Origin of the sequence: Pseudomonas sp. MOIL14HWK12:I2 (assembly GCF_000510745.1) — a bacterium.
Classification (GTDB): domain Bacteria; phylum Pseudomonadota; class Gammaproteobacteria; order Pseudomonadales; family Pseudomonadaceae; genus Chryseomonas; species Chryseomonas oryzihabitans.
The window spans coordinates 223,064-243,571 of the sequence record NZ_AZOA01000009.1 but is presented as its reverse complement, the minus strand read 5'-3'; the positions used below and the strand labels follow the sequence as shown (position 1 = coordinate 243,571).

Annotated in this window: 15 protein-coding genes and 2 pseudogenes; 15 read left to right on the top strand and 2 right to left on the bottom strand. The window is 65.4% G+C overall.

The genetic code is table 11. The annotated features are described in order from the left end of the window. Positions 1-41 precede the first annotated feature (41 nt). The 14 genes and pseudogenes from PSK12I2_RS0108235 (at position 42) to PSK12I2_RS0108175 (ending at position 17,255) form a co-directional block, all read left to right on the top strand. A complete protein-coding gene (locus PSK12I2_RS0108235) occupies positions 42-1,475 on the top strand; it encodes a flagellin (RefSeq protein ID WP_027598014.1) in 1,434 nt (477 codons plus the stop codon). A gap of 72 nt (positions 1,476-1,547) precedes the next feature. Continuing rightward, the gene (locus PSK12I2_RS0108230; protein WP_256203957.1) at positions 1,548-1,937 is read left to right on the top strand and encodes a flagellar protein FlaG; all 390 of its coding nucleotides are present in this window, start codon (positions 1,548-1,550) and stop codon (positions 1,935-1,937) included. Positions 1,938-2,008: 71 nt separating this feature from the next. Further along, a complete protein-coding gene (gene fliD, locus PSK12I2_RS0108225; protein ID WP_027598012.1) occupies positions 2,009-3,466 on the top strand; it encodes a flagellar filament capping protein FliD in 1,458 nt (485 codons plus the stop codon). A gap of 94 nt (positions 3,467-3,560) precedes the next feature. Beyond that, positions 3,561-3,941 (top strand): flagellar export chaperone FliS, encoded by a 381-nt coding sequence (gene fliS / locus PSK12I2_RS0108220; protein WP_026083956.1) that lies wholly within the window; start codon positions 3,561-3,563, stop codon positions 3,939-3,941. Between the two features lie 14 nt (positions 3,942-3,955). Then, the gene (locus PSK12I2_RS0108215) at positions 3,956-4,267 is read left to right on the top strand and encodes a flagellar protein FliT (protein WP_027598011.1); all 312 of its coding nucleotides are present in this window, start codon (positions 3,956-3,958) and stop codon (positions 4,265-4,267) included. A gap of 164 nt (positions 4,268-4,431) precedes the next feature. Beyond that, on the top strand, positions 4,432-5,910 hold the full coding sequence (locus PSK12I2_RS0108210) for a sigma-54 dependent transcriptional regulator (protein ID WP_027598010.1): 1,479 nt from the start codon (positions 4,432-4,434) through the stop codon (positions 5,908-5,910). A 188-nt stretch (positions 5,911-6,098) separates the two neighbouring features. After that, the gene (locus PSK12I2_RS0108205) at positions 6,099-7,298 is read left to right on the top strand and encodes a PAS domain-containing sensor histidine kinase (protein WP_027598009.1); all 1,200 of its coding nucleotides are present in this window, start codon (positions 6,099-6,101) and stop codon (positions 7,296-7,298) included. Further along, positions 7,295-7,576: pseudogene (locus PSK12I2_RS25455) on the top strand (response regulator); the annotation flags it as partial. The gene PSK12I2_RS0108205 and the pseudogene PSK12I2_RS25455, both read left to right, overlap by 4 nt. Positions 7,577-7,687: 111 nt before the next feature. Then, a pseudogene (locus PSK12I2_RS0108200) lies at positions 7,688-8,677 on the top strand (sigma-54 interaction domain-containing protein); the annotation flags it as partial. Positions 8,678-8,918: 241 nt separating this feature from the next. Next, complete coding sequence (gene tkt, locus PSK12I2_RS0108195; protein WP_027598007.1) at positions 8,919-11,003, top strand: transketolase; 2,085 nt, start codon at positions 8,919-8,921, stop codon at positions 11,001-11,003. Beyond that, entirely contained in the window at positions 11,000-13,819 is a 2,820-nt protein-coding gene (locus PSK12I2_RS0108190) for a bifunctional transaldolase/phosoglucose isomerase (RefSeq protein ID WP_027598006.1), read from the top strand. Before tkt ends, PSK12I2_RS0108190 begins: the two co-directional genes overlap by 4 nt. A gap of 18 nt (positions 13,820-13,837) precedes the next feature. Beyond that, on the top strand, positions 13,838-14,815 hold the full coding sequence (gene gnd, locus PSK12I2_RS0108185; protein ID WP_007160419.1) for a phosphogluconate dehydrogenase (NAD(+)-dependent, decarboxylating): 978 nt from the start codon (positions 13,838-13,840) through the stop codon (positions 14,813-14,815). A gap of 83 nt (positions 14,816-14,898) precedes the next feature. Further along, entirely contained in the window at positions 14,899-16,455 is a 1,557-nt protein-coding gene (gene zwf / locus PSK12I2_RS0108180; protein ID WP_027598005.1) for a glucose-6-phosphate dehydrogenase, read from the top strand. Continuing rightward, positions 16,437-17,255: a Cof-type HAD-IIB family hydrolase gene (locus tag PSK12I2_RS0108175; protein ID WP_027598004.1), complete on the top strand. Its 819-nt coding sequence runs from the start codon at positions 16,437-16,439 to the stop codon at positions 17,253-17,255. Before zwf ends, PSK12I2_RS0108175 begins: the two co-directional genes overlap by 19 nt. 494 nt (positions 17,256-17,749) lie before the next feature. On the opposite strand, the gene PSK12I2_RS0108170 is transcribed toward PSK12I2_RS0108175, so the two are convergent. Further along, positions 17,750-18,652, bottom strand: a complete 903-nt coding sequence (locus PSK12I2_RS0108170) for a LysR family transcriptional regulator (protein WP_027598003.1) — start codon at positions 18,650-18,652, stop codon at positions 17,750-17,752. 162 nt (positions 18,653-18,814) lie between these two features. Between PSK12I2_RS0108170 and PSK12I2_RS0108165 the strand changes: the two genes are divergently transcribed. Next, positions 18,815-19,543, top strand: a complete 729-nt coding sequence (locus tag PSK12I2_RS0108165; protein ID WP_027598002.1) for an SDR family oxidoreductase — start codon at positions 18,815-18,817, stop codon at positions 19,541-19,543. On the opposite strand, the gene PSK12I2_RS0108160 is transcribed toward PSK12I2_RS0108165, so the two are convergent. After that, on the bottom strand, positions 19,540-20,460 hold the full coding sequence (locus tag PSK12I2_RS0108160) for a LysR family transcriptional regulator (protein WP_027598001.1): 921 nt from the start codon (positions 20,458-20,460) through the stop codon (positions 19,540-19,542). The genes PSK12I2_RS0108165 and PSK12I2_RS0108160 overlap by 4 nt on opposite strands. Positions 20,461-20,508 lie beyond the last annotated feature (48 nt).

The window sequence follows — 20,508 nt, the reverse complement described above, 5'->3', positions numbered from 1 at the left end:
TCGCATGCTCAGGCACACAAGGTTCAACTGGAGACGCCACCATGGCACTTACCGTCAATACCAACATCCCTTCCCTGAACACTCAGCGTAACCTGCAGAACGCGTCCAGCTCCCTGGCCACCTCCATGCAGCGTCTGTCCACCGGTAGCCGTATCAACAGCGCCAAGGACGATGCCGCCGGTCTGCAGATCTCCAACCGTCTGACCAACCAGATCAACGGTTTGAACCAGGCGACTCGCAACGCCAACGACGGTATCTCCCTGTCGCAGACCGCTGAAGGCGCCATGCAGCAGTCCACCAACATCCTGCAGCGTATTCGCGACCTGGCCGTGCAGTCCGCCAACGGCTCCAACAGCGACGCCGACCGTTCCGCTCTGCAGAAGGAAGTGACCGCGCAGCAGAACGAACTGACCCGTATCGCCCAGACCACCACCTTCGGTGGCCGCAAGCTGCTGGACGGCTCCTTCGGCACCACCAGCTTCCAGATCGGCGCCAACGCCTACGAAACCATCGACGTCACCCTGAAGGACACCTCGGCTACTGCCCTGGGTTCCAACCAGATCGGTAGCGGTGCCGGCACGAGCGCAGGCAGTGCGGTTGCGGGCAGCGGTGGTGTGCTCACCGCCAGCGGCAGCATCACCCTTGTGGGCGGTGGCAAGAGCCAGCCGGTGACCTACGCCGCCGGTGACTCGGCCAAGACCATCGCTGGCGCCATGAATGGCCAGATTCCTGGTCTCGCTGCTTCGGCGCGCACTGTGCTGACCGTAACCGACTCCATTACCAGCGGTGCGGCCAACATGACCATGAACGTGGGCAGCAACTCGCTGAACCTGGTCGGCGTAGCCAGCACAAAGGACATGGCTGACCAGATCAATGCCAACGCCGCCAAGCTGGGCGTCACCGCCAACTACGACACTCAGTCCAAGAAGCTGACCATCACCTCGGCCACCGGCGAAAACGTAACTTTCGGTGCGGATACCGGTAACGCTGCAGGCGCCATCAGCGTCTCGTCGCAGAAGTCCGATGGTAGCTTCAGCGGCCCCGTGGATGTTCGCGCCAACGGCGGTCAAGCCATGGGCTACGTCAAGCTGGATTCGCCGACCACTTTCGCCATGACGGGTGATACCACTGCGATCTTCGGTGCGACCAAGTCCTCGCTGAGCAAGGTCTCCGACGTCGACATCTCCACCGCCGACGGCGCCCAAAAGGCTCTGTCCGTGATCGACCAGGCCCTGGCCAACATCGACTCCCAGCGCGCTGACCTCGGTGCGGTGCAGAACCGCTTCGACAACACCATCAGCAACCTGACCAACATCTCGGAGAACGCCACCTCCGCCCGTAGCCGCATCAAGGACACCGACTACGCCGCGGAAACCGCGAACCTGTCGAAGAACCAGGTGCTGCAACAGGCCGGCACCGCGATCCTGGCCCAGGCCAAGCAGCTGCCGCAGTCGGTTCTCAGCCTTCTCCAGTAAGGGCAGAGATCGGTCTAGGCAGGGAGAAGGGGGACGCCCCTTCTCCCTTTCATGCGTTGTGAGGACATTACAATGGACATCGTCAAGACAACGGGTTTTTCAGCGGTAAGGCCCTATGGCGTTCAATCGAGCCCCGCGGCCGCGACGTCCTTCAGCGCTGCGGCGCCCACGGTGGACTCCACGGTCAAGCCGGTTTCCCAGACCAGCAAGGCCGACGGGGACAAGGCCGAGAAGCCGGAAGACGGCAACGTGGATGGCGCCCTGTCCAAGCTGAAATCGAAATTCCAGGAAGACCACCGCAACCTGGATTTCAGTATCGATGACTCCACCGGCGAGGTGGTGGTCAAGGTGCTGGACGGCGAATCCGGCAAGCTCATCCGGCAGATGCCCAGCGAGGAAGTGCTCAAGCTGGCCAAGCAGCTGGATGAGATGCGCAGCCTGATGTTCAAGGCCAAAGCCTAGTTGGCGCGGAACTTGTATCAGGCTACCTGAACGCAGGGGCGACGACGTAACGTTGGCAGGGGGATAGCGACATGGCAGGTATCAGCGGGATTGGCGGCTCGGGACTGGACATCGATTCCATCGTCACCAAGATGGTGGCCGCCGAAAAAGCACCCAAGATGGATCAGTTGAACGCGACGCAAACCAAGGCGACCGCGCAGCTCACCGCGATCGGTTCCCTGAAGGGCGCCATCAGCGAATTCCAGACCGCGCTGACCACGCTCAATAGCCCCACCAGCTTCCAGGCGCGGGCCGTCACCCTGTCGAAAAGCGACTATCTCACGGCCACGGCCAGTACCAGCGCCAGCGTCGGGAGCTATCAGGTCGCAGTCACTCAGCTGGCTGGCAGTAGCAAGGTGGCCCTGGCGTCCGTACCAGCCACCTCCACCACGACTGCCAGCGATAACAAGACTTCCACTACGACTCCCACCACCTTCGGCAAGGGCACGCTGAGCATCAAGATCGGCGATACCAAGCTCTCGGACATTCAGGTCGATGCCACCAACAACACCCTGAGTGGCATCCGCGATGCCATCAATAAGGCCGGACAGAACCAGGGCATCAGTGCCAGTGTCGTCAATGACGACACGGGTTCACGACTGGTATTGAGCAGCACCAAGACCGGTGACGGTAATGACATCTCGGTGTCGGTGAGTGGTGATGATGGTTCGGGCAAACAGAGTCTGACCAAGCTGGCCTACACGCCAAGCAACAGTGACTCCAGCGATCCTGCCGCCGCCCATTCGCTCTCCAAAGCCAAGAGTGCCCAGATGACCATCGATGGTCTGAAGGTCACCAGCGCTTCGAACACGGTGAGCAATGCGGTCGATGGTCTAAGTTTCACCCTCAAGGCCACCACCCCGGCGGACAGTCCGATGACCGTCGGCGTCAGCCAGGACGAGTCGGGTGTCAAGGGCAACATCAAGGGCTTCGTGGATGCCTACAACAAGCTCATGGGTGTCATCAAGACCCAGACCTCGGTGACGAAGGTCGGGGACAACAGCTCGCCCATCGCGGCTGCGCTGGTGGGGGATGCGACTGCTCGCGGCCTCACGACCACCATCCGCAGCGAGCTTGGCACCATGCAGGGGACAGGCGCCGTCAAGGCGCTGGCCGACCTGGGTATCACCACCCAGAAGGATGGCACCCTGGCCATCGACGACACCAAGCTGAGCAGTATGGTGAGCTCCAACTTCAGTGACCTGTCCAGCTTCTTCACTGGCGACCAGGGCATAGCGGCGCGGCTCAAGGGTAAGCTCGATCCCTATACCATGACCAATGGCATTCTCGAGCAGCGTTCGAACTCCCTGAGCACCACCTTGAAGAACGTGGACGCCCAGACCGCCACGCTCAACACGCGTATGACCGCGCTCTCGGATCGTCTCTACAAGCAATACAACGCCATGGACCAGCTGTACTCGTCGTTGTCGACCACCGCGTCCTCGCTCTCCCAACAGCTGGCGGCCATGCCCTTCGCCAACAAGAGTTGAGTGGGCCGATTCGGCCAATCCGGTCGATAAAGGGGTCAAGTAATTCGCGTCATGACCGATAAAGAAAGTATCGGAAACACACAGAGGTCGTGACATGAACGCAATGACAGCCATGCGCCAATACCAGCAGGTCGGCCTGCAGGCGCAGGTGTTCGAAGCCAGTCCCCATCAGCTGATCCAGATGCTCATGCAGGGCGCCCTGGATCGTCTGGCCAAGGCGCAAGGCGCGCTTGAGCGGGGTTGGCTGCCGGAGAAGGGCGAGCTGATCGGCAAGGCGGTATCCATCATCGCTGGTCTGAAGGACGTCCTGGATTTCGAGCAGGGTGGCGAGCTCGCCACCAACCTGGATCGTCTGTATGACTATATGATCCGCCGGCTCAGCGAAGCCAACCGCAACAATGATCCTGTTATCCTTGAAGAAGTATCCGGCCTGATCCGCGAGATCAAATCCGGCTGGGATGCCATTGCCCCCTGATCTGGAGTCGACCGATGAACGTCGCCATGCAAAAGACCCCGGTGGAACGCGTCGAGCTCGTCTATGAGCAGATGGCCGCTGCGCTCAAGGCCGGAGACTGGACGCGGATCGCCGAACTGGATCTGGATTGCCGGCTGTTCGTCGACGAAGCCATGTATGCCACGGGTGACGAGGCCGTAGCCCTGCGTGCCAGCCTCGAGCGCCTGCTGGCGCTTTATGCCTCCCTGCTGCAGAGCTGCAAGGCAGAGCGGGATGCTACCGCCCAGGAGTTGACCAAGCTCAACAAGTCGAATCAGGCCGCCAAGGTCTATCAACTGTTCGGTTGACTGTCATCTGTTGGACGGTAATTCAAAGTTTGGATATTTCGCCGCCATAAAATTGACCCCGCATCACAATTTGTCTTAACTTGCGCAAGATGCCGACCAGTTGGCACTTGGATGCAGGCGACTCCTGCGCGTAGCGAACCGACAAGCCGAATTGGGGCAGGGACATGTGGCGTGAAACCAAGATCCTTCTGATCGACGATGAAGCCGAGCGGCGCAAGGCGGTATCGGTCATTCTCGATTTTCTCGGCGAAGCTCACCTCGCCTGTACCAGTTCCGATTGGCAAGCCACCCTCGAAGCGCTCGACAGCAGTCGGCAGATCAGCTGTGTGCTGGTCGGTCGTGTCGACAGCCGCGGCAACAGCGTCGAGCTGCTCAAGCAGGTGGTGGCCTGGGACGAGATGGTCCCGCTGCTATTGCTCGGCGAAGCGGCGCAGCCGGAATGGCCGGACGAGGTCCGCCGCCGCGTGCTGGTCTCCCTCGAATACCCGCTGGCCTACAACAAGCTGCTGGATTCCCTGCACCGTGCCCAGGTCTATCGCGAGATGTACGACCAGGCTCGGGATCGCGGGCGTCAGCGCGAGCCCGAGCTGTTCCGCAGCCTGGTGGGTACCAGCCGCGCCATCCAGGGCGTACGCAAGATGATGCAGCAGGTGGCCGATACCGAGGCCACGGTACTCATCCTCGGTGAATCCGGTACCGGCAAGGAGGTGGTGGCGCGCAACCTGCACTTCCATTCCAAGCGCCGCGAGGCGCCCTTCGTGCCGGTCAACTGCGGCGCCATTCCGGCCGAGTTGCTGGAAAGCGAGCTGTTCGGCCACGAGAAGGGCGCCTTCACCGGCGCCATCACCAGTCGCGCCGGTCGTTTCGAATTGGCCAACACCGGCACCCTGTTTCTCGACGAGATCGGCGACATGCCGCTGCCCATGCAGGTCAAGCTCCTGCGCGTGCTGCAGGAACGGACCTACGAGCGGGTAGGCAGCAACAAGACCCAGAGCGTGGACGTGCGCATCATCGCGGCGACCCACAAGAACCTGGAGCAGATGATCGCCGCGGGCACCTTCCGCGAAGACCTCTACTACCGCCTCAATGTCTTCCCCATCGACATGGCGCCCCTGCGCGAACGGGGTGAAGACATCCCGCTGCTGATCAACGAACTGATCGCGCGGATGGAACACGAGAAGCGGGGCTCCATCCGCTTCAACTCGGCGGCCATCATGTCGCTGTGCCGCCACGAGTGGCCGGGCAATGTCCGCGAACTGGCGAACCTTGTGGAACGCATGGCGATCATGCATCCCTATGGCGTCATTGGCGTGGCCGAGTTGCCGCTCAAGTTCCGCTACGTGGAAGATGAAGCCGATCCCATGGTGGAGTCTCTTCGCGAGGAATTGCAGGAGCGCGAAGCCATGGCCGGGATCGGGACGGTCGAGGTGTCGTCCTCGGCGCTGCTGCCGAGCGAAGGCCTGGATCTCAAGGACTACCTGGCCAACCTGGAAAAGAGCTTTATCCAGCAGGCGCTGGACGATGCCGGTGGCGTGGTGGCACGTGCCGCCGAGCGACTGCGCATCCGCCGGACCACCCTGGTGGAGAAGATGCGCAAGTACGGCATGGGCCGTCGCGACGACGAGTTCGACGAAGAGATCTAGCGATCCTTCTGTAGCGCTGAATGGGTCAACGTAGGGTGGATGACGGCGCAGCCTCATCCACCTTATTTTTTAGCGTGGCAAGTGGAAAAGGCCGCGCCGTTTTCCGCGCTACGGCGCTTTGGCGCCAGGACGGCATGGGTCTTGCTCCAGCCTGGACAATGTCAATTGTCCGTCGCGAGCCCCAGCCGATGCCTGCGCAAGCCCTTTCTTCCGCCGTCCCTGCCGACGCTGCCGTGGAGGCTTCCGCCTCCGCGCAGGCCCGTGAAGCCCTGGGGCAGATGTCGCGCCAGCTGAGCGAATCCTTCCAGTTGCTCGAAGCCCGGATGAATTCGCTGCAGGGCGAACTGGAGTGGGTGTCTGCCCAGCGTCTGCAGGAGCTGGCGGAAAAGGAGCGCCTGGCCAGCCGGCTGCAGAATCTGCTCGACGTCCTGCCCGCTGGCATCGTGGTGCTGGACGGCGCCGGGCGCGTGCGCGATGCCAACCCCGTGGCCCAGGCCCTGCTCAGTGAGCCCCTGGCAGGCGAGTTGTGGCGTACGGTGATCGCCAGGGCCTTTGCCCCGCGCCATGACGACGGCCACGAGGTGTCCCTGCGCGACGGCCGGCGCCTGTCCATCGCCATCCGCTCCCTGGATGGCGAGCCGGGACAACTGGTGCTGCTCAACGACCTTACCGAAACCCGTCACTTGCAGGGCGAATTGGCACGGCATGAGCGGCTGTCGGCGCTGGGTCGGACCATGGCCTCGCTGGCGCATCAGATCCGTACCCCGCTGACCGCGGCGCTGCTCTATGCCAGCCATCTGGAGGAGGGCGGCCTGGCGCTGGCGCAGCAACAGCGCTTCGCCAGCCGGCTCAAGGAGCGGCTGCATGAACTGGAAAACCAGGTCCGCGACATGCTGGTATTCGCTCGCGGCGAATTGCCCCTGGCGGATCGACTGACCCCCAGCGCGCTGTTCGCTGCCCTACGCGAGGCGGCGACCCCTCATCTCGGCGACTGCCCCGTGCGTTGGCAACTGGATGCCCAGGGCGGGCTGCTCGCCTGCAACCGCGACATGCTGGTGGGCGCCGCCCTGAACCTCATCCACAACGCCCTGCAGGCCATGGCGGGCAGTGGCCGCCCGGGACGACTCAAGGTGCATCTCCATCGCCGTGACGGCGAGTTGCGCCTGGTGATCAGCGACAGCGGTCCGGGCATTCCGCTGGCGGTCCAGCAGCGTCTGGGCGAGCCCTTTCTCAGCACCAAGACCACCGGCACCGGTCTCGGCTTGCCGGTGGCCCTGGCGATGGCCAAGGCCCACGGCGGCCGGCTGACCGTGCGCTCGCGGGTGGGGCGTGGCACGGTGGTGACCTTCATCCTGCCCCTGCTGGCGAGCGAGGAGACCTCGGCATGACCCTGCCCATCCTGCTGGTGGAAGACGACCGCGCCCTGCGCGAAGCCCTGGCCGATACCCTGGAGCTCGGCGGTTACCGCTATCGCGCCGTGGACAGCGGTGAAGCGGCATTGCTGGCGCTGGCCGAGGAGCCCTTCGGCCTGGTGATCAGCGACGTCAACATGCCCGGCATCGACGGTCATCAATTGCTGGCCAGTATCCGGCTGCGCGATCCGGCGCTGCCGGTGCTGCTGATGACCGCCTTCGGCAGCATCGAACGCGCCGTCGAGGCCATGCGCGGCGGGGCGGCGGACTATCTGGTCAAGCCCTTCGAGCCGCGCCTGCTGCTGGACACACTGGCGCGCTGCTGCCCCCAGGGGCGCCGCGCGCCCGGTGCGCGTCAGCCGGTGGCGGCCGATCCCCAGAGTCGGCAGTTGCTGGAGCTGGCCAGCCGGGTCGCCCGGAGCGAGGCCACGGTGCTCATCACCGGCGAGTCGGGCACCGGCAAGGAGGTACTGGCGCGCTTCATCCACGATCAATCGGCGCGGGCGGACGGCCCCTTCGTGGCGGTCAACTGCGCGGCCATCCCCGATCACCTATTGGAAGCCATCCTCTTCGGGCACGAGAAGGGCGCCTTCACCGGCGCCATCGCCGCCCAGCCGGGCAAGTTCGAACTGGCCCAGGGCGGTACCCTGCTCCTGGACGAGATCTCCGAGATGCCGCTGGGGCTGCAGGCCAAGCTGCTGCGGGTCCTGCAGGAGCGCGAGGTGGAGCGGGTCGGAGCGCGCAAGCCGCTGGCGCTGGACATCCGCGTGGTGGCCACCAGCAACCGCAGGCTGGCGGAGGAGGTGGCTGCCGGGCGCTTCCGTGAAGACCTCTTCTATCGACTGTCGGTCTTTCCGCTGGCCTGGCTGCCGCTGCGCGAGCGACCGGCCGACATCGTGCCCCTGGCCGAACGGCTGCTGGCGGTTCAGGCCGCGCGGATGAATCGTCCGGTACCGGCCCTGAGCGCCGCCGCGCGCCAGGCCCTGGCCGAGCATCCCTGGCCGGGCAATGTGCGCGAACTGGACAATGCCGTGCAGCGGGCGCTGATCCTGCAACCGGGCCACCAGCTCCAGGCCGAGGATTTCGGACTGCACTGGCTGGCGACCGGTGTCTCCCAGACGCCTGCTGCAGCGCCCGTGCTGACGTCAGGCGCAGCCGATGCCGCGCGTCCATTGGACGCCGATCTGCGCGACCGGGAATTCCAAGTGATCCTCGATACCCTGAAGGCCGAACGCGGCCGCCGCAAGGAGACCGCCGAGCGCCTGGGCATCAGTGCTCGCACCCTCAGGTACAAGCTGGCGCAGATGCGCGATGCCGGGCTGGATGTGGAGCAGGAATTGCTCGCCGGTTGCTGAGCGCGCAAGTCGATAGCCGGCTATCTACCCAGAGGGAACCAACCGTCTAAGGCGCTGTTCTAGAGAAAGGATCGCGACTGCGGCGTGGGGTCGCAGAGGAAGCTTGCCCCCGCCGTCCCGGACCCCGTCCGGCCGCTTTGCTTTCTTCTCCTAGGCGCTGCTTGTGCTGAAAACGGTTTCATGGACGGTGCTTGCCGTTTTTGCCGCGGGTGGCGCGCCTGCCAGCACGAGGACGCTTGCCATGGGTTCCACCGCACCTTCCAGCTCCAACGCCGACCTATTGACCATCAATACCATCCGTACCCTGTCCATGGATGCGGTACAGAAGGCCAATTCCGGCCACCCTGGTACGCCGATGGCCCTGGCCCCGGTCGGCCATACGCTGTGGAGCCGCTTCCTCCGCTATCACCCCGAGCATCCGGACTGGCCCAACCGCGACCGCTTCGTGCTGTCGGTCGGCCATGCCTCAATGCTGCTCTATTCGCTGCTGCATCTCGCAGGCGTCAAGGAGATCGACGAGCACGGCACCGCGACCGGCAAGGAAGCGGTCAGCCTCGAGGACATCAAGCAGTTCCGCCAGCTGGATTCCAAGACCCCGGGCCACCCCGAGTACCGCATGACCACCGGCATCGAGACCACCACCGGTCCGCTGGGGCAGGGCTGCGGCAACAGCGTCGGCATGGCACTGGCGCAGAAGTGGCTGGCGGCGCGTTTCAATCAGCCGGGCGTGACCCTGTTCGACTATGACGTCTACGTCCTCTGCGGCGACGGCGACATGATGGAAGGGGTCACCGGCGAGGCAGCGTCCATGGCCGGCCACCTGGGCCTGGACAACCTCTGCTGGATCTACGACAACAACACCATCAGCATCGAGGGCCACACCGAGCTGGCCTTCAGCGAAGACGTGGCCGAGCGCTTCCGTGGCTATGGCTGGCACACCCTGCACGTCAAGGATGCCAACGACGCCGAGGCCCTGGCCGCCGCCCTGCATCGCTTCAAGGGCAACACCGGCAAGCCGACCCTGATCGTGGTCGACAGCCTGATCGGCTATGGCGCACCCAACAAGCAGAACACCGCGGCGGCCCACGGCGAGCCGTTGGGCGCGGACGAGATCAAGCTGGCGAAGAAGGCCTATGGCTGGCCGGAAGATGCCGACTTCCTGGTGCCCGACGAAGCCCGTCATCACCTGCGGGATGCCCTGCTGGAGCGTGCCAGCGGCCTCTACGAAGACTGGAATCGCGCCTTCGACCGTCTGCGCCAGGACGATCCGCGCCGTGCCGACGAGCTCCAGCGTATGCGTGCCGGCGAGATGCCGGAGGGTTGGGACGCCAAGCTGCCCAGCTTCGACGCCGACGCCAAGGGCGTGGCCTCTCGCGAATCCGGCGGCAAGGCGCTCAATGCCTTCGCGGAACAGATCCCCTGGCTGGTCGGGGGGGCCGCCGACCTGGCGCCGTCCACCAAGACCAACCTCAAGTTCGACGGCGCCGGCAGCTTCTCCGCGCGGGAGCCTGCGGGGCGCAACATGCATTTCGGCATCCGCGAGCATGCCATGGGCTCCATCGCCAATGGCATGGCGCTCTGCTACCTGCGCAGCTTCACCGCCACCTTCCTGGTGTTCAGCGACTACATGAAGCCGCCGATCCGCCTGGCATCCATCATGGAGCTGCCCGTGGTGTTCGTCTTCACCCACGACTCCATCGGCGTTGGCGAAGACGGCCCGACCCACCAGCCCATCGAGCACCTGGCGCAGCTGCGCGCCACCCCGGGCCTGCTGACCCTGCGTCCGGGCGATGCCAACGAAGCCGTGCAGGCCTGGAAGATCGCCCTGCAGCAGACCAATAGACCCTCCTGCATGGTGCTGTCGCGCCAGCCGCTGCCGACCCTGGATCGTTCGAAGTACGCCAGTGCCGAAGGGGTCGCTCAGGGTGCCTACGTGGTGGCCGATGCCGAGGGCGGTAAGCCCCAGGTCATCCTTATGGCTACCGGCAGTGAATTGGGCCTGGCGATGCAGGCTTATGAGCAGCTCAAGGGCGAAGGGGTGAAGGCACGAGTGGTTTCCATGCCCTGCTGGGAGTTGTTCGAAGAGCAGGACGAGGCTTACAAGCAGTCCGTGCTGCCCGATGAGGTGCTGGGCCGGGTCGCCATCGAGCAGGCCGGTCCCCTTGGCTGGGAGCGCTATATCGGTCGCAAGGGCGCCTCGGTGACCATGAGCACCTTCGGGGCCTCGGCGCCCATCGGCAAGCTGCAGGCCAAATATGGCTACACCGTGGACAACGTGGTCAAGCTGGCCAAGGAGCAGGCGCAACGTCAGGGGAGCGCCACATGAGCAATCCACTCAAACAGCTGACGGAGCAGGGCCAGGCGGTCTGGCTCGATTTCGTCAGCCGCGAGTTCCTCGCCAAGGGTGAACTGCAGAAGCTGATCGAACGTGACGGCCTCACCGGCGTCACCTCCAACCCGTCGATCTTCGAGAAGGCCATGGGGCACGGCAGCGACTACGACGCCAGCCTCGAGGCTTTTCTGGAAAAGGCCGATGCCGAGCCGGTGGATGTCTATGAGCATCTGGCCATCGAGGACATCCAGCAGGCCGCCGACATCCTGCGGCCGGTCTACGATCGCCTCGAAGGCCGCGATGGCTACGTGAGCCTCGAGGTCTCGCCCTATCTGGCGCTGGATACCCGGGCCACCCTGGAAGAGGCGCGCCGCCTCTGGCAGGCGGTGGACCGACCCAATCTCATGGTCAAGGTGCCGGGTACGCCCGAGGGTGCCGTGGCCATCCGCAAGCTGATCGAAGAGGGGATCAACGTCAATGTGACCCTGCTGTTTGATCGCAACGCCTACATGGCGGTGGCGGAAGCCTATATCGCCGGTCTGGAAGCCCGCCTGCATCGCGGTGAAGACATCTCCCGTCTCGCCAGCGTGGCGAGCTTCTTCATCAGCCGGGTCGATGGCGTGCTGGACAAGCTGATCGACGAGCGCAAGGGCGAGGACGCCGAGCTGGGCGGGCTGCGTGGCAAGGTCGCCATCGCCAACGCCAAGCTGGCCTATCAGGACTACCAGCGGCTGATCCAGTCGCCGCGCTGGAAGGTCCTGGAAGCCAAGGGCGCGCGCCCGCAGCGTCTGCTGTGGGCCTCCACCGGCTCCAAGGATCCGGCCTATCCCGATACCCTCTATGTCGACCAACTGATCGGGCCGGATACCGTAAACACCATGCCGCCCAAGACCATGGACGCCTTCCGTGACCATGGCACGGCGGCTCCCATGCTGAGCACCGACATCGAAGCCGCGCAGCGCGTGGTGGATGCGACGGCCCGTTTCGGGCTGGACCTGGATGGCGTGGCCAAGCGGCTGGTCAAAGACGGTGCCCGCCAGTTCGAGGACGCCGCCGATGCGCTGCTGGGCGCGGTCGGCCAGAAGCGCCTCGATTTCCTGGGTGAGCGCCTGAATACCGCGGACTATCGCCTGCCCGATGCGCTGAATGAAGCGGTGGAAAAGCGTCTCGACGAGGCACGCCGTGAAGGCTGGTCCCGTAGGCTGTGGCAGGGCGATGCCTCGCTCTGGACCGGTCGCGACGAAGACCAGTGGGTCGGCTGGCTGGCCGCGGCCCAGGGCCGTCAGGCTGACCCCAAAGCCTTGGCAGCCCTGGCGGAAGCGGCCCGGCAAGAGGGCCTGGATACCGTGGTGCTGCTGGGCATGGGCGGTTCGAGCCTGGGTCCGGAGGTGCTGGCCAATACCCTGGGCACCGCGCCAGGCGGGCTCACGCTCAAGGTGCTCGATTCCACCGATCCGGCGCAGATCGCCGCCCTGGAAGAGCAACTGGACCTGCACCGGACGCTGTTCCTGGTTTCGAGCAAATCCGGCTCGACCCTGGAGCCAGAAATCCTGCGCGCCTATTTCCACAAGGCCGTCGAGCAGGCCCTGGGTGCGGAAGCAGCCCAGCGGCGCTTCGTCGCCATTACCGATCCCGGCTCCAAGCTCGAAGCCAGTGCCACGGCCGAGGGCTACCGGGCTATTTTCCAGGGCGATCCCCATATCGGTGGACGCTATTCGGTGCTGTCGGTATTTGGCATGGTGCCCCTGGCGCTGCTCGGCCATTCGGTGGCCGATTTCTTCCAGGTGACCCAGCCCATGGTGCTGGCCTGCAGCCCCAGTGCGCCACCGGCCATCAATCCCGGCATCCGCCTGGGCGTGGTCCTGGGCGAGGCGGTGCGTGCCGGACGCGACAAGGTCACCCTGATCGCCTCGCCGGGTGTCGCCAGCCTGGGCGCCTGGCTGGAGCAGTTGCTCGCCGAGAGCACCGGCAAGCAGGGCAAGGGCATCATCCCGGTGGACCTGGAGCCGCTCGGCGAGCCAGCCGTCTATGGGGCGGATCGGGTGTTCGTCAGCCTGGTGCTGGCGGGCGAAGAAGACGCCGAGCGCGACCGTCGCCTGCAGGCCCTGGCCGCAGCCGGGCATCCGGTGGTGGACATCCGTCTCGTCCGCGCCGAACTGATCGGCCAGGAATTCTTCCGTTGGGAGGTGGCGACCGAGGTGGCCGGTGCCGTCATCGGCATCAATCCCTTCGATCAGCCCGACGTGGAAGCCAGCAAGATCAAGACCCGCGCCCTTACCGACGGCTACGAACGCGAAGGGCGTCTGGCCGGCGACGAGCCGTTGCTGGAGGAGGGTACCCTGGCCCTGTTCGGCGATGCCGACCTGCAGGGGCAGGACACCGCCCGCGCGGCGATCAAGGCGCACCTGGCGCGCCTGCAGCCTGGCGATTACCTCGCCGTGCTGGCCTATCTCGAGCGCAATGCCGTGCATGAGGAGGCCTTGAGCGCCATGCGTGATAGCATTCGCGACAGCAAGCGCGTAGCGACCGTCGGCGGCTTCGGCCCCCGCTTTCTGCACTCCACCGGACAGGCCTACAAGGGCGGTCCGAACTCGGGTGTGTTCATCCAGATTACCGCCGATGCCCAGAACGACCTGGAGATTCCAGGGCGGAGTCTGAGCTTTGGTGTCGTCGAGGCCGCCCAGGCCAAGGGTGACCTCGAGGTGCTGGCCGAACGGGGACGGCGCTACCTGCGCGTGCATATCAAGGGCGGCGACATCGACGCCGGCCTGCAACAAATCGTCGAACTGGTCGAGGCGGCGGTCGCCTGACCTCAAGGAGTCATCAGCATGCAATTGGGAATCATCGGACTGGGCCGCATGGGCGGCAACATCGCACGGCGTTTGATGAAGCATGGGCATGAAGTCGCGGTCTATGACCGCAGTGCCGAAACCGTGGCTGGCCTCGGCAAGGAAGGCGCCGTCACCGCCGACAGCCTGGACGGTGTCATCGCCGCCCTGGCTCAGCCGCGGGCCATCTGGGTCATGCTGCCGGCCGGCGAGCCGACCGAGCAGACCATCGCCGAGCTGGCCGACCGCCTGGCTCCCGGCGACGTCATCATCGATGGTGGCAACACCTACTACAAGGACGACATCCGTCGTGCCAAGACCCTGGCCGAGAAGGGCATCGACTACGTCGACGTCGGCACCTCCGGTGGCGTCTGGGGCCTGGAGCGCGGCTACTGCATGATGATCGGCGGCAAGTCCGAAGCCGTCGAGCGCCTGGAGCCCATCTTCGAAGCCCTGGCCCCCGGTTATGGCAGCATCGAGCGTACCCGTGGCCGCAACGCCCCGGACGAGCGTGCCGAGCGCGGCTTCATCTTCACCGGTCCGGCCGGTTCCGGTCACTTCGTCAAGATGGTGCACAACGGCATCGAATACGGCCTGATGCAGGCCTATGCCGAAGGCTTCGACATCCTCAAGATGAAGAACAGCGACAAGCTGCCGGAAGACGAGCGTTTCGACCTGGACCTGGCCGACATCGCCGAGGTCTGGCGACGTGGCAGCGTGGTGTCCTCCTGGTTGCTGGACCTGACCGCCCAGGCCCTGGCCGGCGACGTCGCCCTGGAGAAATTCTCCGGCTCCGTGGCCGACAGCGGCGAAGGTCGCTGGACCATCGAGGCGGCCATCGAGGAAGCGGTACCGGTCAACGTCCTGTCCGCCGCCCTCTATGCGCGTTTCCGCTCCCGCCAGCAAGCCACCTACGCCGACAAGCTGCTGTCGGCCATGAGATTCGGCTTCGGCGGCCACGTCGAAATCCCGCAATAAAACCCCGGCCGTTCCCCTGCGGAGCGGCCACGGGCCGCGTCCCGGGGGACGGCATCAGCCGCCCTCGCGGATAAGGCCCTGTCATGACCGATTCTCCTGCCGTCACCCCCAGCACCGCCGCCCAGGAGCGCCGCTCCTGCACCAAGGCGCCCACCGCACCGCCGGCCACGCTCTTTCTGTTCGGCGCCAATGGCGACCTGGTCAAGCGACTGCTGATCCCTTCGCTGTACAACCTCCTGCGTGACGGTCTGCTCGACGACCGTACCCAGATCATCGGCGTCGATCACAACCCCAACACCGACGAAGGTTTCGCCGACCGGCTGGAAGCCTTCATCCGCGACCAGGCCGAAGCCAAGGGCAAGTCCCGGGACGAGGCGCTGGATGCCGATCTCTGGGGCCAGCTGCGCGGGCGCATCCGCTATCTGCAAGGCGACTTCCTCGAAGACGCCACCTACCAGGCGGTGGCCGAGCGCATCGCCCAGGCCGACACCGACAATGCCGTCTTCTACCTGGCCACCGCCGCGCGCTTCTTCGGCGACGTCGCCGAGCGCCTGGGCAAGGCCGGGCTGCTGGAAGAGCGTGAAGACGCCTACCGCCGGCTGGTGGTGGAAAAGCCCTTTGGCGCCGACCTGGCCAGTGCCCAGGCGCTCAACCAGCGCCTGCTGGCGAACATGGAGGAAAAGCAGATCTATAGAATCGACCACTACCTGGGCAAGGAGACGGTGCAGAACATCCTGGTCAGCCGTTTCTCCAACGCCCTGTTCGAGTCGTTCTGGAACAACCACTACATCGACCATGTGCAGATCACCGCGGCCGAGACCGTGGGCGTGGAGTCGCGGGGCGATTTCTACGAAAAGACCGGCACCCTCAGGGACATGGTGCCCAACCACCTGTTCCAGCTGCTGGCCATGGTCGCCATGGAGCCGCCGGCCTCCTTCAACGCCACCTCGGTGCGCGACGAGAAGGCCAAGGTGGTCGGCGCCATCCGTCCCCAGACCACCGAGGAGGCCCTGGCCAACTCGGTACGTGGCCAGTACGCCGCCGGGACGATGAACGACAAGCCCGTCAAAGGCTATCGCGAGGAAGAGCGGGTCGATCCCGAGAGCCAGACCGAGACCTATGTGGCGCTCAAGCTGTTCGTCGACAACTGGCGCTGGGCCGGGGTGCCTTTCTACCTGCGCACTGGCAAGCGCCTGACCGCGCGTGATACCGAGATCGCCATCTGCTTCAAGCATGCGCCCTATGCCCAGTTCCGCGACACCAAGATCGACCGGATGCGGCCCAACTACCTGATCATCCAGATCCAGCCCGACGAAGGCATGTGGTTCGACTTCCATGCCAAGCGCCCGGGACCCCTGGTGGAACTGGAGAACATCCGCATGGGCTTCGCCTATAGCGATTTCTTCGAGATGCAGCCCTCCACCGGCTACGAAACCCTGATCTACGACTCCCTGATCGGCGACCAGACCCTGTTCCAGCGCGCCGACAACATCGAGAACGGCTGGCGCGCCGTGCAACCCTTCCTCGACGCCTGGCAACAGGGCGGCGCAGTGGAAAGCTACGCCGCGGGCAGTGCCGGTCCCGCCGGTGCCGATGAACTCCTGCAGAAGGACGGCCGCTCATGGCATCCGCTGACCTGACCCCCATCGACCTGCTGGTGTCGGATATCGACGGCACCCTGGTGCGTGACGACAAAAGCCTGAGCGAGGCGGTGATCGCCGCGGTAAAGCGCCTGCAGGCGGCCGGCAAGGCCATCACCCTGGTCAGCAGCCGCCCGCCACGGGCGCTACTGCCGCTGGTGCGGCAACTGGGCATTGACCAGGCGGTGGCCGGTTTCAACGGCGGCAATCTGGTGGAAGCGGACGGCGCCCTGATCCGCGCCCACCGCCTGGCCGAGCAGGTGACGCGCCAGGTGCTGGAGCGCCTGGATCGCGAGGCCTTCGAAGTCTGGTTGTTCGCCGACGACCTCTGGCTGACCCGCGACGGGGAGGGGCCCTACGTCCCCCGCGAGACCCGGGCACTGGGCTATGGACCGACCGTGGTGGACTCCTTCGAACCCTACCTGGATCGCGTCGACAAGATCGTCGCCGCCGGCAGCGATCACGCCGGCCTGGAAGCCCTGGAGGGCGAACTGGGTGAGCGATTGGGGGAGGGTGCCACGGTGCTGCGCTCCCAGCTCTATTACCTGGACATCACCCATCCCAAGGCCAACAAGGGCGACGCCCTGATCGAACTGGCCCAGGCCGCGGGCGTGCCCGTGGCGCGCACCGCGGCCATCGGCGATGGCAGCAACGACGTGCCCATGTTCCGCCAGGCGGGCCTGGCCATCGCCATGGGCCAGGCCGGGGCGGCGGTGCGCGAAGCAGCCGACCGGGTGACGGCCAGCAACCAGGAAGATGGCCTGGCCCAGGCCATCGATCAGTGGATCCTGGGGGCCTGATGGCTGGTTGGTGAGGTTGGGCTTCGCTGTGCTCAACCCAACCTGCTTGTCCTGTAGGTTGGGTTGAGACAGCTCCACCGTCGAAGCCCAACAGGTCTGAATTAGCTTCAGGTGGAAAAGGCTGCGCCGTTTTCCACGCTACGGCCTGATGGGTGATGTTGGGCTTCGCTGTGCTCAACCCACCTACAGGGTGCGTAGGTTGGGTTGCGGCGGCTCCATCGCCGAGGCCCAACAGGGTTGGCCTTAGCTCTAGGTGGAAAAGGCTGCGCCGTTTTCCGCGCTACGGCCTGATGGGTGATATTGGGCTTCGCTGTGCTCAACCCAACCTACAGGGTGCGTAGGTTGGGTTGCGGCGGCTCCATCGCCGAGGCCCGACAGGTCTGAATTAGCTTCAGGTGGAAAAGGCTGCGACGTTTTCCACGCTACGCGGTATCAGGCGGGCGCCCCCTCTCCCTCCGGGAGAGGGCCGGGGTGAGGGTAGCCCAAACCCCGCGCTACCCCTCCTTCTGCTCCCTAAACCCCCGCACATGCTCCACCAGTGCCCGCAGCTTGGGCGCCAGGTTGTGGCGGTTCGGATAGTAGAGGTAGAAGCCGGGAAAGGGCGGCAGATAGTCGTCCAGCACCCGCTCCAGTTCGCCACGCGCCAGATAGGGCCGGAAGGTGTCCTCCATGCCAAAGGTGATGCCGCCGCCGGCCAGGGCGGTGCGCACCATCAGCAGCATGTCGTTGGTGGTGATCCGCGGCGAAACGGCCACGTCGAAGGCGCGGCCGTCCTCGCTGAATTCCCAGCGCCAGGGCGCCACCTCCGGAGCCGGACGCCAGCCGATGCAGCGGTGGTCCGCCAGGTCGCGCGGGTGCCGCGGCCGCCCGTGGCGGGCGAAGTAGGCCGGCGTCGCCACCGCCACCTCGCGCTGCGCCCCGGTCACCGGGATGGCGATCATGTCCTGCTCGATCACCTCGCCCAGTCGCACGCCGGCATCGAAACCCCGCGCGACGATATCGAATTCCTCGTCGGTGACGGTGATGTCCAGGGTCACCTCCGGATAGGCCTCGACAAAGCTGGCCAGCAACGGCCCGTCGAGAAAGCGCTCGGCGATGGAGGTGACCGCGACCCGCAACAATCCGCGCGGAGGGCCGGCGTGACTGGCGTCTTCCAGGGCACCCAGCAGCCCGGCCAGGGGTCCGGCGACCTGTCGCTGCAGGCGTTCGCCCGCTTCGGTAAGACGCACGCTGCGGGTGGTGCGCTGGACCAGTGAACTGCCCAATTCGTCTTCCAGACGGCGAATGGCCTGGCTGACCGCCGAGCGACTGACGCCCAGGCGATCGGCCGCCACACGAAAATTCTCGGCCGTGGCCACCACGGTGAAGACCTTGAGCAGATTCAGATCGGTAGGCATTGGTAAGTCCAGCTAACCATGGCAGTCAGGGAAGGGGGAGTTATCACGACAATGGCCCCTCGCTAAGGTGGTGGCAAGCCTGTAAGGGCGCCGTGCTGACAAAGCACGCAGCCGACGAGCAGATCGTCCGGGCAAACCATCCCATTTCGAGAGGAACACTCCATGGCTATCGACAAGGTCGTACTCATCACCGGCGCTTCCAGTGGCATAGGTGCGGGCATCGCGCGCGAACTGGGCGCGGCCGGCTGCAAGCTCCTGCTCGGCGCCCGCCGCCGCGAACGGCTGGAGGCCCTGGCGGCCGAGATCAACGCCGCGGGCGGCGAGGCCGCCTGCCGCCGACTGGACGTCACCGACAGCGCCGACGTGGCCGCCTTCGCCCAAGCGGCGCGCGAACGCTGGGGCCGGGTGGACGTCATCGTCAACAACGCCGGCATCATGCCGCTGTCGCCCCTGGCCTCGCTCAAGACCGCAGAGTGGATGCAGATGGTCGACGTCAACATCAAGGGCGTGCTCAACGGCATCGCCGCGGTGCTGCCGGAATTCACCGCCCGCGGCGCCGGACACATCATCAACCTGGGCTCCATCGGCGCCCTGTCGGTGGTGCCCACGGCGGCGGTCTATTGCGCCACCAAGCATGCGGTGCGGGCGATCTCCGAAGGCCTGCGCCAGGAACGTGAAGATCTGCGGGTCACCTGCATCCATCCGGGCGTGGTGGAAAGCGAGCTGGCCTCCACCATCACCGATCCCGCCGCCCGGGCGATGATGGACAGCTACCGCGCCATCGCCCTGCAACCCGATGCCATCGGCCGCGCGGTGCGCTACGCCATCGAGCAGCCGGACGACGTGGACGTCAACGAGATCGTCGTCCGTCCGACCCGCAGCGCCAACTAGACCGTTTCGGCCAGGGCTTCGAGAAAGCGCTCCAGCACCAGATTCGGTCGCCGACCCTTGCGGGTGACGGCGGCCAGGGTGGTGTCGAAATGGAAGCGTTCGGGATTGAGGGCGCGCAGTTGTCCTTGCACCACCCAGGGCTGGGCCACGTGGTCGGGCAGGTAGCCGATGTAGCAGCCGGTGAGGATAAGGAAGGCCACGCCTTCGCGATCCGAGGCCCGCGCCGTGCAATTCAGCGCGGCATGGCGCTCGTGGCCGTCCTGGTTGAGCAGATGATTGGGGCCGACCGCGTCCTGGGCGGCCAGGACGCTCTCGTCCAGCGCCGCATCGGCCACCGCGAACAGTGGATGGGCCCGGCTGCAATAGAGCAGGGCGCGCTCTTCGTAGAGCGGCAGGTAGTCCAGCCCGGCCAGGGCGTTGATCAGCGGCAGCACGCCCAGGTGCAGGTGGCCGTCGAGCACGCCGGTCTCGATTTCGCCGGGCAGGGTCATGCCGATGTTGACCACCACCCCCGGCGCGGCGCGCTTGAGCGCGGCCAGGGCATGGGTGATGCGCATGCGCGGCTGGGTCACCAGGTTGTTGATGATGCCCAGGTTCAGCTCGCCGCGCAGGTGCTGGTGCAACTGGTTGACCTCGCTGCGAAAGCCTTCCAGGGCGGCGAACAGCGACTGGCTCGCCTTGAGCACCTCGCGGCCTTCGTCGGTCAGGGAGAAACCGGCGCGCCCGCGCTGGCAGAGGCGCATGCCAAGGCGTTTTTCCAGATCGTTCATGTGCAGGCTGATGGCCGAGCGGGTGATGCCCAGCCGGCCTTCGGCAGCGGTGAAGCTGCCGCATTCCACCACGGTCTTGAACAGTCGCAGCAGGCGGATCTCGAAATCGCCGACCTGGGCGAGCAGGGCCTTGCGCGTCGTCTTCATGGCTGCCACCGCAAATGCGGCACAGCATAAGGCGCCGTCGGGAGCGGC

What these genes read in the sequence shown, in the direction of transcription:
- zwf (WP_027598005.1), top strand. Translation starts at nt 14,899, where the DNA reads ATGACCGATTCTCCTGCCGTCACCCCCAGCACCGCCGCCCAGGAGCGC.
- PSK12I2_RS0108165 (WP_027598002.1), top strand. Translation starts at nt 18,815, where the DNA reads ATGGCTATCGACAAGGTCGTACTCATCACCGGCGCTTCCAGTGGCATA.
- tkt (WP_027598007.1), top strand. Translation starts at nt 8,919, where the DNA reads ATGGGTTCCACCGCACCTTCCAGCTCCAACGCCGACCTATTGACCATC.
- gnd (WP_007160419.1), top strand. Translation starts at nt 13,838, where the DNA reads ATGCAATTGGGAATCATCGGACTGGGCCGCATGGGCGGCAACATCGCA.
- PSK12I2_RS0108235 (WP_027598014.1), top strand. Translation starts at nt 42, where the DNA reads ATGGCACTTACCGTCAATACCAACATCCCTTCCCTGAACACTCAGCGT.
- PSK12I2_RS0108175 (WP_027598004.1), top strand. Translation starts at nt 16,437, where the DNA reads ATGGCATCCGCTGACCTGACCCCCATCGACCTGCTGGTGTCGGATATC.
- PSK12I2_RS0108215 (WP_027598011.1), top strand. Translation starts at nt 3,956, where the DNA reads ATGAACGTCGCCATGCAAAAGACCCCGGTGGAACGCGTCGAGCTCGTC.
- PSK12I2_RS0108230 (WP_256203957.1), top strand. Translation starts at nt 1,548, where the DNA reads ATGGACATCGTCAAGACAACGGGTTTTTCAGCGGTAAGGCCCTATGGC.
- PSK12I2_RS0108210 (WP_027598010.1), top strand. Translation starts at nt 4,432, where the DNA reads ATGTGGCGTGAAACCAAGATCCTTCTGATCGACGATGAAGCCGAGCGG.
- PSK12I2_RS0108170 (WP_027598003.1), bottom strand. Translation starts at nt 18,652, where the DNA reads ATGCCTACCGATCTGAATCTGCTCAAGGTCTTCACCGTGGTGGCCACG.
- fliS (WP_026083956.1), top strand. Translation starts at nt 3,561, where the DNA reads ATGAACGCAATGACAGCCATGCGCCAATACCAGCAGGTCGGCCTGCAG.
- fliD (WP_027598012.1), top strand. Translation starts at nt 2,009, where the DNA reads ATGGCAGGTATCAGCGGGATTGGCGGCTCGGGACTGGACATCGATTCC.
- PSK12I2_RS0108160 (WP_027598001.1), bottom strand. Translation starts at nt 20,460, where the DNA reads ATGAAGACGACGCGCAAGGCCCTGCTCGCCCAGGTCGGCGATTTCGAG.
- PSK12I2_RS0108205 (WP_027598009.1), top strand. Translation starts at nt 6,099, where the DNA reads ATGCCTGCGCAAGCCCTTTCTTCCGCCGTCCCTGCCGACGCTGCCGTG.
- PSK12I2_RS0108190 (WP_027598006.1), top strand. Translation starts at nt 11,000, where the DNA reads ATGAGCAATCCACTCAAACAGCTGACGGAGCAGGGCCAGGCGGTCTGG.